The 12992-nt window shown below is 40.3% G+C and carries 11 protein-coding genes; 6 read left to right on the top strand and 5 right to left on the bottom strand.

All coding sequences use genetic code 11. The features are described from left to right. Nucleotides 1–27: 27 nt before the first annotated feature. Nucleotides 28–1491, bottom strand: a complete 1464-nt coding sequence (locus MKI85_RS02270; protein WP_241624595.1) for a CYTH domain-containing protein — start codon at nucleotides 1489–1491, stop codon at nucleotides 28–30. A 387-nt stretch (nucleotides 1492–1878) separates the two neighbouring features. Here MKI85_RS02270 and MKI85_RS02265 point away from each other — a divergent pair, with 387 nt between their 5' ends. Continuing rightward, entirely contained in the window at nucleotides 1879–2262 is a 384-nt protein-coding gene (locus tag MKI85_RS02265) for a DUF962 domain-containing protein (protein WP_241624594.1), read from the top strand. Nucleotides 2263–2776: 514 nt separating this feature from the next. On the opposite strand, the gene gloB is transcribed toward MKI85_RS02265, so the two are convergent. Further along, complete coding sequence (gene gloB, locus MKI85_RS02260; protein WP_241624593.1) at nucleotides 2777–3508, bottom strand: hydroxyacylglutathione hydrolase; 732 nt, start codon at nucleotides 3506–3508, stop codon at nucleotides 2777–2779. 121 nt (nucleotides 3509–3629) lie between these two features. Beyond that, entirely contained in the window at nucleotides 3630–5060 is a 1431-nt protein-coding gene (locus MKI85_RS02255; protein WP_241624591.1) for a pyridoxal phosphate-dependent aminotransferase, read from the bottom strand. A 229-nt stretch (nucleotides 5061–5289) separates the two neighbouring features. On the opposite strand from MKI85_RS02255, the gene msrB reads away from it, so the two are divergent. The 5 genes from msrB (at nucleotide 5290) to MKI85_RS02230 (ending at nucleotide 9086) form a co-directional block, all read left to right on the top strand. Then, complete coding sequence (gene msrB, locus MKI85_RS02250; protein WP_241624589.1) at nucleotides 5290–5709, top strand: peptide-methionine (R)-S-oxide reductase MsrB; 420 nt, start codon at nucleotides 5290–5292, stop codon at nucleotides 5707–5709. Beyond that, entirely contained in the window at nucleotides 5706–6188 is a 483-nt protein-coding gene (locus tag MKI85_RS02245; RefSeq protein WP_241624588.1) for a glutathione peroxidase, read from the top strand. The genes msrB and MKI85_RS02245 overlap by 4 nt, the downstream gene beginning before the upstream one ends. A gap of 5 nt (nucleotides 6189–6193) precedes the next feature. Beyond that, nucleotides 6194–7072, top strand: a complete 879-nt coding sequence (locus tag MKI85_RS02240) for an AraC family transcriptional regulator (protein ID WP_241624587.1) — start codon at nucleotides 6194–6196, stop codon at nucleotides 7070–7072. Between the two features lie 47 nt (nucleotides 7073–7119). Further along, nucleotides 7120–7740, top strand: coding sequence for a LysE family translocator (locus MKI85_RS02235; protein WP_241624585.1), 621 nt, complete (start codon nucleotides 7120–7122; stop codon nucleotides 7738–7740). 149 nt (nucleotides 7741–7889) lie between these two features. Continuing rightward, nucleotides 7890–9086, top strand: a complete 1197-nt coding sequence (locus MKI85_RS02230; RefSeq protein ID WP_241624583.1) for an APC family permease — start codon at nucleotides 7890–7892, stop codon at nucleotides 9084–9086. A 38-nt stretch (nucleotides 9087–9124) separates the two neighbouring features. Here the strand turns inward: MKI85_RS02230 and dapC are convergent, their stop codons facing one another. Continuing rightward, entirely contained in the window at nucleotides 9125–10294 is a 1170-nt protein-coding gene (dapC, locus tag MKI85_RS02225) for a succinyldiaminopimelate transaminase (protein WP_241624581.1), read from the bottom strand. A 25-nt stretch (nucleotides 10295–10319) separates the two neighbouring features. Further along, a complete protein-coding gene (gene glnD / locus MKI85_RS02220; RefSeq protein WP_241624579.1) occupies nucleotides 10320–12989 on the bottom strand; it encodes a [protein-PII] uridylyltransferase in 2670 nt (889 codons plus the stop codon). Nucleotides 12990–12992 lie beyond the last annotated feature (3 nt).

The raw sequence follows: 12992 nt of genomic DNA, 5'->3' as shown, positions 1-12992 counted from the left end.
TGCCAATGGCTTAGAGATTTAAGCAACTTAGAATTTGAGGAATTTTCGGCTCACCATAAATTGCTCGGTCGCATCTAATAACGCTTGTGCATAGACTTCTTGTTTGGCAGTTAACCATCCCAAAACAAACCAATCACTGGCTTCTAGTTCAGTCTGTTGAATATAGGCAGCAGAAGAACTAAGGGTTAAGTATTCCTCAGCCGCTTGATGCGCTTCGTTTAATGCTTTGCTATATTTTTGCAGATTTTTCACATCGTAAATTGAGGTGAGAATCGGGAAGCTGAATTTGAGTTCACGAATGCGTTTTGAGAGCTGTTCTAGACTTTCAAAATTGGTCACGTCTGTATCTAAAAGCTGCTCATGAATCTGTTTATATTGCTGTTGCAAGGTGTTTTGCGCAAAACCTTTTAAGTCTAACTCTTGTACAGCTGTACTGGGCTGTAAGCTAAACATCAACAATTCTAAAAAGTGATGCACATTCAGGGTTGAGCGAACCAAATTATTCAGTTTTTCTTGCGCATATAAAATATCTTTGGTCAGACTTGCTGTCGTCGTCGGGTTTTGCAGTAATGCACCCAAAGTACTTTGCATGTGCTCAAGCTGCTGTAAATTTTCGAAATGATGTTTAAATGCTGCCAACTGATAAGCCCATTTGTCAGAAACATCCTTACTCCATGTGTTAAATAAAGCTGAAGTTAAATAGAGATGATCTAAAGCCAAATAGGCTTGTTCAAGATGTTCTTTTTGCGCCACACCTGCAGAAATAGCCGCAATATTTGGTAGTAAGTGTTGTAACTGTTGCACAATGAGTAAACGAACATTGCTGTCAGCGCTGTCTTTTTTGACCAGTTGGAAAGCTTTTTCTAGCTTGGCTGGGCTCACTTCTTGCTGAATTGAAAGTAAATGCCCCATTTCAGCCTTACTGCGAACATCTAACCACAATTGGTATTTCTTAACCCATTCAAAACTAAAGGCAAGCAAAGACTGTATAGTGCCTTGTTTAAGTTCAAACTCAACTTCATGCACTTCGCGTTCTTCAGTTTCTGTGGCTAAGCGACCAATATCCAGACTGACCTCAATTTCTGCATCTTCAAAGTGGATGACACGATAGGTACGCTGAATATCAGATTCGAATTGTAACTTTAATCCATCTAGCTGATCGCCCAATGCTTGTTGCAAAATAGCAAGCGCCTCGGGTTCTTGTTGGTAAATCGTTAAATCTAAAGCAGGGGCGTGTTCAGACACACCAAAATCATGGTTATGCTCAAAACGATGCAAATGGCTTTTGCCTGCTGCTTTTAAAGTTTGAACCCAATGCTCACCTTCTAGGCGCAAACGTAGAGCAACACCATGTTGTGAAAGTTGCTTATCTGGCGTGTCAAAGTATTTGGCTTTGAGATGAATTAGATTCGACTTTTTGGGATCTAAGGCTTTAAGGAGTGCCGTTCTTCTTGCTGTAGGAATTTGAAATTTTAATTCAACTTCAATCATAAATTTGCCTTAGATCAGTTGGAAAAATAGTGAAGCTACTTTAAGTTGAGTGCTTACAAGGGATCATACTTGTTAATATTAAATTCTAACGGAAAAAAACGATGCTGTACGGTAGTTAAGTGTGAAATTATCAGCAATCAAGCTGTCTAATCGCAAAGAAGCAATCATGTACCTACATCACATAAAAAAGAGCCAGATGTGTCTTGCTTCTTGAACTAAAATCGAAGCATGCAATATGCAAGAAAAAGCTTAAGGCGAGAAGTTATCTTTTGCCAATTTTAATGCCCAAAGGTGAGCAAAAATGTAATTGACCAATTTTGCTTGAAACACAATGATGTGTGGGCGAAATGCAAATCAAGAATTTAGAACAATTAGGAAGATACTGACATGAATGCAATCGTAGAGCCGAAAAATGAAGTGACAGCAGTGCCATCACCACAACTACCGATCCGCAATTATAACGAATTTTATCGATTTTATTTAACTGAACATCGTAATATCACTAGTCGACGTTTGCATGTGTTAGGCAGCACAATCGGAGGATATTTCATTGCCAAAGCAATCCGTCAACGCAAACCGAAATATGTGTTGTATGGTTTGATTCCAGGTTATGCCTGTGCATGGGTTGGACATTTTATGTTTGAGAAAAATAAACCTGCTTCCTTCAAGCAGCCTCTTTATAGCTTTATTTCAGACTGGCGTATGCTCTCTGATATTGCGCGAGGCAACTTAAGTTTGAAGTGTCGTTCATTGGATAAAATTCCAAGCTAAGTCTAGTTGAGTATAAAGCACACTTGTCTATCAATATTCATAGTAAATATGGATTATAAATGCATGTTATATTTGAATTTTAATTGATCATTAAAGTGTATTTTTCACGTATATTTTAAAATTCAGCTAGGATGTTGCAACCTTCTGATGTAGTATGAGTTTCGGATTATTTAAAAGTGTCTTGTTTGTGTAAAGATACAGCAAGTTTCCAATGCCTGGAGTGACCTTTCTCTGGGCTTTTTTTATTTTTGAATCGAAGAAAATCAGACTAGCAGTAGTACAAAATAAAGGATTTTTAATTGAAAGACTCTCTAATTTTTTGCCCACATTGCCCGTGTGGTTAGTGCAAAAAATTAGAGAGTCATGTTTATTTTCAGTTCTTGTTATTCTTATTGAAAATAAACAAAAATCTTTCGGTTTATGATTGTATTTTATTGCTTTTATGAGACTATTAAACCGTGAATTTTAACTTCGCTCTATCCCCAGAAATAGTGATTTTTGTAAAGCTAAAAATTTAAAAGTCATCTTTTAATTCACGTAATCTTTGAAACTCTTCAACACTTTGTGCCCTTAAAAATGGGTTGGTTTCCAGCTCAATTTCAATTGTGCTCGGCAAGGTCGGTTGACCCAGCATACGTAGTGCTTCAACTTGTTCAAAGCGTTGTTGAATTTCTAGGTTATCGGGTTCTACGTGCAGGGCAAATTTTGCATTCGATAGCGTATATTCATGGGTACAATAAACTTGGGTTCTTGGTGGTAAGGCTGCCAAACGGTTAAGCGAGTGATACATCTGCTCGAAGGTTCCTTCAAAGACACGCCCACAGCCCATGGCAAATAAAGTATCGCCACAAAACACTATATCTAAGGCATCACTAAAATAAACGATGTGCCCTAGGGTGTGTCCAGGCACCGCAATCACATCAATACGAACATCATGAAAGTTGAAATGCTCACCATCACCGAGTGGATGGGTGATAAACGCAATCTTGCTGAGCTCGTCACGTGGACCATAGACAGGAATATTACGATTGACCAATAGCTCGGGAACCCCGCCAATATGGTCTTTATGCCAATGCGTGAGCCAAATTTGGCTGAGCTTTAGCTGATGCTCTTGGCAATAATCTTCGACCAATTGTGCTTCCGTTGGGTCAACTGCAATCACTTCATGAGAGTCTGTATGTTCGAGTAACCAAATGTAGTTCTGTAATTGATTTTTTACATCAATGATATGTACTTGATAAGTCATGTCATTCGCTCATTATTTCATGTCTAGCAGTGTAGCACTTCAGCAAGCTAATTTAAGATGGGAGCAAAAGGAAAAAACAAAAAAGCCGCATATTAAATGCGGCTTTTTGAGCAGGATCTTATTAGCGTAATTTCGCCAAGAAACGACCTACACGGGTAATCGCTTCACGCAGCTCATTTTCCGCTGGTAAGAACACCACACGGAAATGATCCGGTGTTGGCCAGTTAAAGCCAGTGCCTTGAACCAAGAGGACTTTCTCCGCACGCAGCAAGTCAAGCATGAGTTTCTCATCATCCTGAATCGGATACACTTCTGGATCAAGTTTGGGGAAGCAGTACATCGCACCTTCAGGTTTCACGCAAGAGACACCTGGAATGTCATTCAGCATTTGCCATGCGATATTACGCTGTTCATACAAACGACCACCTGGACGGATTAAATCATTAATCGATTGATAACCGCCTAATGCCGTTTGAATCGCATATTGCGCTTGGTGATTGGCACATAGGCGCATAGACGCCAACATATCCAAACCTTCGATATAATCCATTGCGCGAGATTTATCGCCTGTAATTGCCATCCAGCCTGAGCGATAGCCTGCAATACGATATGCTTTCGATAGACCATTAAATGAAATACAGAGTTGATCACCCGCCAAAGCAGCAACTGAAACGTGTTCAATACCGTCATAAACAATTTTGTCGTAAATTTCATCTGCAAACAAAATCAGGTCGTACTTTTTCGCTAAAGCAACAATTTGCTCCAAGACGTGACGAGGATAAACTGCACCTGTTGGATTGTTCGGGTTAATAATCACAATACCGCGGGTATTTGGCGTGATTTTGCTTTCCATGTCCGCAATGTCTGGATACCAGAAATTTTCTTCATCGCATTTGTAATGAATCGCGGTACCGCCAGATAAGTTGACTGCCGCAGTCCAGAGAGGATAGTCAGGCATAGGCACCAGCATTTCATCACCATCATCCAATAGACCTTGCATTGCCATTACAATCAGTTCAGAAACACCATTGCCGATATAGACATCATTGACATGCATATCGAAGATGCCTTTTTGCTGGTAATACTGGCAAATGGCTTTACGTGCAGGGAAAATTCCTTTTGAGTCAGTATAACCCACAGCATTTGGCAGGTTTAAAGCGACGTCATTAATAATTTCTTGTGGAGCTTCAAAGCCAAATGGCGCAGGGTTACCAATATTTAACTTGATAATCTTATGACCAGCTTCTTCCATCTCGATGGCCGCTCGTAACACTGGTCCACGGATGTCGTAGCATACATGCTCGAGCTTAGACGATTTTTTTATTTCGCGTGGGGTTTGATTAGTGTTCGGCATTTTGAGAGTCTCGGAAGGAGTGGGGGTCACTTTTGCATAACGGTATAAATAACTTTTAAATGTTTCTGTTGTCACCAAATCGAGATCATGTTCGTCTCTGAGTAAAGCAACAATTTTTTCATGCGTATACCCAGCCTGTTGATATTGTTTAATCACAGGCAGTAGATGTTTAAAAATAACGCTCTTTTTTTGCGACATTTTTTAATCCTAAGTCAGCATGACCACAAGAATACCACCTATTTTGCTCACAAAAAAGCATTTCTTAAATAAAGATGCTCACCATAATTTTTATTTTGCTTACTTTTTGCTTTTAAGAAAATGATAAGTCTTTTGTAAATTGTTAAGTAAAGACTAGAAATTTTAGAATGAATGACGTAAATATAAGATTATCCTATTTTTAAACAGCAAGATAGAAAGGGAAGTAATCATGGGAAAACTCAATAAAACAGACCGTGAATGGCAAAGAGAGTTATCTCCAGAAGAATTTCGAATAACTCGACAAAAAGGAACAGAACCAGCTTTTACGGGGAAATACTGGAATACCAAGCAAGAAGGAACTTATGTTTGCCGTTGCTGCGGAACACCGTTGTTTTCGTCTACCACGAAATTTGACAGTGGCTGCGGCTGGCCTAGCTTTTTTAAACCAATTGCTGGAGGGGCAATTGATGAGATGCCAGATAGCTCACATGGCATGGAGCGAACAGAAATCGTTTGTCATCATTGTGACGCACATTTGGGGCATGTTTTTGAGGATGGTCCGCAGCCGACAGGATTGCGCTATTGCGTGAATTCGGCTTCATTAGAATTACAATCACAAGAAAAAAATGACGAGGAAACCTATCCATGACCAACATATATCAGTTTGAAGCTGAGTTGTTAGATGGAAGAAATAAATCTTTTGCCGATTATGAGGGGAAAGTTTTATTAATCGTAAACACAGCGAGTAAGTGTGGCTTTACCCCGCAATTTGCAGGTTTAGAAAAATTATATGAGAAATATAAGCCACAGGGATTAGAGGTGCTTGGCTTTCCATGTAATCAATTTGGGGGGCAGGATCCAGGTTCAAACGACCAAATTGGTGCGTTCTGCCATAAAAATTATGGGGTGACGTTTCCAATGTTCTCCAAGGTGGATGTCAAAGGTCCAGAAGCGCACGCCATTTTTCGCTATCTCACCAATAACAGCAAAGGCATTTTGGGCAGTGGAATTAAATGGAACTTTACCAAGTTTTTAATTGGTAAGGATGGAACGGTATTAAACCGTTTTGCACCAACCACCAAGCCAGAAGCTTTGGAAGAAGAAATTGAAAAGGCATTGCAACAATAAACGTGATGTTGAATAGATTGCAGCTTTCCAATGATGCCTCCAAAGCTCAGACGGAGTTTTGGAGTGACCCGAATATGCCTTATGTGGAAACACGTAAGGCATGTCATAGCCGCGCTTGCTATCGAGCACATAGTCATCCAACTTTTTCGATTGGTGCTGTAGATCTTGGGCAAAGTGTTTTTTGTAGTCACTTTGTAGGCACACAGAAAATTGAGTCAGGAACATTGGTTTTAATTCCTGCGCATGTTGAACACTCCTGTAATCCTGAGCCAGATCGGGCGTGGAGTTACCAGATGATGCATCTGGATATGCTCTGGTTACAACAGTTGCTACAGGAAGCTGAACAAGATTTCCGCTGTGATTCAATTCCGCAATACAAACCCCAGCTTTATCAATCTCAACAATTGTATTCAGATTTTTGTGTTTTAAATCAAAGTTTATTTGATCATTCCATTTCTTACTTGCACAAAGAACAGTTGCTGATTCAGACCTTAACTGAGTTATTGTTTCCAAACCTGAACCTAGAATTATTGAAAGAAAATGGCTATGCACAGCAGGAATTTCAACTACTCATGTCTAGACTTGGCGCAATAGAAGAATTTCTTTCTTTGCAGCAATTGTCCGAGCAAAGTGGTTTAAGTCGCTATGCCATTATTCGCTTATTTAAGTCGAATTTGGGCTTAACTCCGCATGCCTATCAGCTCAACTTAAAAATTAATGCCGCCCGTAAACTATTGCGGCAGGGGCAGGAGATTGCAGCGTTGAGTTATCAATTGGGTTTTAGTGATCAAAGTCATTTTCAGCGTGTATTTAAACAGCTCACAGGCATCACACCAAAGGTTTATCAAAAGCAGCATCGTCGCGCAATTTCATACAATAATTAAATTTAAGTAGCTACTAGGCTTATCTCACGAATTGATTGAGATAAGTTATGGAATTATTTTTATTTATCGCATTGACCCATTTTATCGCGCTGCTTTCTCCCGGACCTGACTTTTTTCTCATCTTAATGCATTTAATTAAATATGGGTCCAACTTGACGCGTTATACAGTGCTCGGTATTGCTTGCGGCAATGCATTAATTTTTCTGGTTATTTTTGCTTCTTTGTGGTGGTTGGGGAAAATACATCCGATGTCACTGTATGTATTACAGTACTTAGGAGTCGCCTATTTATTTTATTTAGCATGGCTGTGTTTTCAGCAGCATGATGAGCTGTATTTAGACGAAACACCGAGGGATCGAGAGCAGCTTAAAACTTCACGCATGACGTGTTTTCTTCAAGGTCTACAGTCCAGTGTATTAAATCCAAAAAATTTGATGTTTTATAGCAGTCTAGTCATATTGGTGTATGATCGATTTAATGCCAAGGTATTTGTTTTACTTAGTCTTTGGTTGGTCAGTGTGGTGCTGATCTGGAATTTATTTTTATTACATATGCTGAATTGGAGAGGGTGTTTAAACTACTTAAAGAAAAAATCAGTCGGGCTATATCGAGTTTCTGGATGTTGCTTTGCAGGTTTTGCCTTGATGTTGCTCATCTTTATGGCGTGATTTTTTAAGAAGTGCATCTTGAACGTTGGTCTCCCAAATCAAGAATATCAGAGCGATTAGATGATCGCTCTTTAACTAGAATTTAGGTGATTGGATTCGGTTTTTAGACTTATTAAAGAGTAGTTTGTACGTATTAGACGAGAATAATGATGCCGCTTTTCACAATTATTCTAATGGTTATTGCCTTAATTATTTTTACCTTGCTCACCTTGCCCGTGGTTCGTCAGCATGAATTATGGCGAGCGACCGTTACGCCTTTGGCTTCGATTATCGGGAGTGGTTTCTTAATTGCAGCGCCGCTACTCAATGATTTGAGTGGACCTTATGCGGTTTGGGTAATGATTGGATTGTGTGTCTTTTCTTATCTTGTCGGGCAAGTCATTCGCTGGAATATTGTGGCAGTAGAACCTTTGGTGTCCAAAAAGAACAATATTCATTTATTAACCGTAGAGCGGTTTAGTGATATTGCACTGACTTTTGCCTATGTACTCTCAGTCACTTATTATTTGTATTTATTTTCTTCATTTATAAATCGGGTTTTACCTTTTGATTATCCTTATCTGACTCAAATTATAACAACGGCAGTTTTATTGTGTATTGCGCTATTTGGCTATCTAAAAGGATTTCGCCTTCTTGAAAAAATAGAAGTTCTGGCGGTACATATTAAACTCAGTATTGTGACCGTCTTTCTACTGGCTTTATTTGTTTTTAATTTAGATCATGTTGCGCCAGTATCAGAAACTTTCCAGTTCGATCCCAAGCATATTCCCATGATGCTGGGGTTATTAATTATGGTGCAGGGTTTTGAAACCAGCCGTTATTTGGGCAAAGAATATTCCGCTGCAACCCGCGTCAAAAGTATGAAATATGCACAATGGCTGAGTACCATTATTTATATTTTATTTATTTTGCTGTTTAGTCTGGTTTTTGAACTGCATCCATTAAGTGGACAAATTGCGGATACTTCGGTCATCGATATTGCTCAATATGTTTTTGTCGGGGCGCCGATATTTTTACTTGTTGCTGCGATTACCAGTCAGTTGAGTGCAGCGTTGGCTGATTTTTCGGGCAATGGTGGCTTGGTCAATGAACTGTCAGGGCATCATATTCCAGTCAAAATTGCATATTTATTGATTACAGTGATGTGTTTGGTCTTGGTCTGGAGTTTTGATATTTTTGAAATTATTAATTTAGCGTCCAAGGGCTTCGCAATTTATTATTTTCTACAATGTATCAGTGCTATGGTGGTTCAATATCAACGGCATTGGTTGAAATTTGCTTTTTCTTTTGCTGTCGCAGTGCTGTGTTTAATCGTCATTATTTTTGCACAACCATTTGAAGCTTAACAAGGGCTACAGTATAGCCCTTGTTAAGTGCTTTGTGCTTAGAGGATGGCTTTTAAGCGTTTCACGACTTGTTCACACTGAGCCAGATCTGCAACCAGTGCAAGGCGAACATGATTTTCACCAGGGTTGCCAGTCTCTGTTTCACGAGATAAATAACGTCCCGGAAGCACCTTAATATGGGCTTTTTCCATCAGCATTTTGGCAAATACTTCATCATTATCTACTTTTAACCAGTAATAAAAACCCGCATCTGGTTTTTTCAACGGCAGTAAATGACCTAATTCCGACTGGAATAAATTAAATTTGGCACGGTACTGTACGCGGTTGTCTTCAACGTGTGTTTCATCATCCCAAGCTGCAATAGATGCTAACTGGTGTTGTACAGGCATCGCTGCACCATGATAGGTACGATATTGCAAATAAGGTTTGAGTAGGGCTGCATCACCTGCGACAAAACCTGAACGCATGCCTGGTAAGTTTGAACGTTTTGATAATGAGTGGAACACCACACAGTTCTTGTAATCATTACGTCCAATTTCGGCACAGACTTCTAAAAGCCCTGTTGGTGCTTCATCAAACCAAAGTTCTGAATAGCATTCATCCGATGCAATCACAAAACCATATTGGTCAGACAGTGCAATCAGCTTGTTAAACTGTTCTTTAGAGAGGACAGCCCCTGTTGGGTTACCTGGTGTGCAGACAAACAGTAAGGCAGTCTTTTCCCAAACTTCAGCAGGAACCGCATCAAAATCACCGAGGTAATTGTTCTCTTCTGTACAATTGATGAAATACGGTTCTGCGCCTGCCAGTAAAGTCGCCCCTTCATAGATTTGGTAGAACGGATTCGGCATCACCACATAAGGTTTTTCTTCACGATTAATCAAGGCTTGTACGAATGAAAAAATCGCTTCACGCGTACCTGAAACCGGTAAAATTTCCTGTTCAGGGTTAATTTGATTCAGATGAAAACGACGTGTTAACCAGTTGGCAATGCTCAAGCGTAGTTCAGGTAAGCCTTTACTGTTCGGGTAAGTTGATAAATGTTGGAAGTTATCAATAATCGCTTGTTTCACAAACTCTGGTGCAGGATGCTTTGGTTCACCAATCGAAAGGGGGATCAAAGGTAAATCTGCGGTTTGTACATCCTGAAAAAGCTTGTTTAACTTTTCAAATGGATAAGGATGTAATAAAGACAAACTAGAGTTCATGAAACGAATACCCGAACGTTAAAAATTAATGTTGACCACAGACCTGATTAGAGGCTTCATCCAAAGCTAACTTCAGTTGATTGGCAAATAATACAGTCTCTTCTTCCGTCATCGGAGAGCCATCTTTTTTGGTGACAAAGAAAATATCTTCGGCACGTTCACCTAAGGTGGCAATTTTAGCAGAGTGAATGTCTAAACCCTGCATCATAAACAGACCACCAATTTTGGCAAGTAATCCTGGATGGTCAAGTGTTGAAATTTCAACCATATTTTGTTGCAGGGCTTCGTTCAGGGTTACATCCACAGTATTTTCAATATCAAAATGACGTAGTTGACGTGGAATACGGCGTTGCATTAAGCCTGGATATTTGTCCGATTGGCGCAATGCTGTAGTTAATGCATCAATCACAGTTGCTTCACGCTCTGGATCGGTAAGCAATGTATTGTAGCGATCTAGGACTACATAGGTATCCAAGCTGAATGCGGTGTTTGCAGTAATAATACGTGCATCCTGAACATCCAGATTCATACGATCTAAAATGGCAACCGTCGTCGCAAATAAATTGGGTTGATCTCGGGTGTAAATAAAGATTTCAACTGCGGCATCTTGAGCGGATTTACGATGGGCACGCATCAGCACTAATGGGTCTGGGTTATCTGCATGTTCAAGAATGGCGCGGGTATGCCACGCAATTTCATCCGCAGATTCTTTAATGAAATATTCATCGCCCAGTTCTTGCCAGACTTTTTCCACATCTGCCAAAGAGAAGTCATTCACCAGCATTTCACTGGCTGCAAATTTAGTGTCTTCGATTAGCATTTGATAATCGACTGGTCGACCTAGACCAGTACGAATAATGTCGCGAGCATGGGTATAAAGCTGACGCATTAGAGATGCACGCCAAGAATTCCAGAGTTTCGGATTGGTGGCATTAATATCGGCTACAGTGAGGGTATAGAGGTAATCTAAATGCTCCATATCACCCAGTTTTTCGGCAAAATCTTTCACCACATCTGGATCGGAAATATCTTTTTTCTGTGCCGTTAGTGACATGAGCAGGTGATTTTGAATTAACCAAGCCACCATTTTACATTCACGTTCGGTAAAGCCATGCATACGGCAGAACTCAATTGCATCTTCCGCACCGAGTTCACTGTGGTCACCACCACGCCCTTTGGCAATGTCATGGAACAGCGCAGCTAAAAATACGATGTCGCGTCGAGCGAGACGTTGGAATACTGAGCTGACTACAGGGAAATCTTTGGCAAATTCAGGTTCTTTAAATCGGTTTAAATTACGCAACAATAAGAGGGTATGTGCATCGACGGTGTAGATATGGAACAAGTCATATTGCATCAACCCCATAATTTGCCCGAAAGCTGGAATATAGTTGCCCAAAACACCATATCGTTTCATGGCAACCATGGTGTCATATAAGCGGTACGGCGAGCGGATGATTGCCATGAATAAGGCTTGATGTTCAGGATTATCTCGATAAGCCTGATCAATGCGTTTTGCTGCTAAAATCAATAAGCGTAGAGTACGCGCTCGAATGCCCTCAATTTCTGGACGGTTCGCGAGAAAATAGAATAATTCTAAAATGGCACTTGGATTTTCTGCGAAAATTTTATGGTGCTGAACCGCTAACTTGCCATCAACCAATTTAAAGTTGTCATTTATTTCCACAATTTGACGTTCGTATTGTGGTAGTCGAGGGGTAATCACCGATTCATTGAAATATGCCAATAACATTTCATTCAGGGTAGAGACCTGTTGTGCGGTACGGTAGTACTGCTTCATGAATTGTTCAATTGGATAATTGGGTGATTTGTCTTCTTCACGTACATAGCCAAACATTGCTGCAATGTCACGTTGATAGTCAAACAATAAGCGGTTTTCATCACGCTTGGTTAAGCGGTGTAAATGATGGCGAATTTCCCATAAGAAACTTTCAGCTTCTTCGAGCACACCGAGCTCAAATTCGGAAATAAAGCCCAAATGCACCAAGTCATAAATACGATTCACGCGGAAATGGCGCTTCGCAATCCAGCCAATCTGGTTGATATCGCGAATACCCCCTGGGGCATTTTTAATATCGGGCTCTAAGTTGCTTTCAGTATTGTTGTGCTGTGCATAACGACGGTGTTGTTCTTCCATCTTCGCATCATAGAAGGTTTTATCCGTCCACGTTTGCGAAACGATACGACGTGGCCAACGTGCCAGATGTTCATAACCGATAATTAGTCGTGCTTCAATTAGACTAGTAGCAACCGTGAGATCATTTGTGGCTTCTTCGACACATTGACGAATACTACGCACACTGATGCCGGGTTTAAAATTGCCTACATCCCAAAGTGAAGAAATGAAGGTGGAAATGAGCTGTTCTTGCTCTGCCGTGATTTCATCTTCCGACAAAATCATAATGTCGACATCCGAATACGGCAGCATTTCACGGCGACCATAGCCACCGACTGCAAACAGCCCAAGTTTGGTTTGATCTAACTCAGCATGGCGCCACAAAAATTGTAGAGCTTCATCAATTAAATTTGAGCGAGCTGAAATGACTTCACGAATAGGCTGTCCATGTTCAAAACTTTCCTGTAGTTGCTTTTCTACATCGGTACGCCATTGGTTAATCGCTTGGATATCATGGTTACTTTTGACGTAATTCAACAAGGGTGAAGTATTGATCATGAA

It is taken from the genome of Acinetobacter zhairuonensis, from assembly GCF_022601715.1.
Taxonomy (GTDB): Bacteria; Pseudomonadota; Gammaproteobacteria; order Pseudomonadales; family Moraxellaceae; genus Acinetobacter.
The sequence above is the reverse complement of the archived record's forward strand: the minus strand, read 5'-3'. Positions and strand labels throughout refer to the sequence as shown.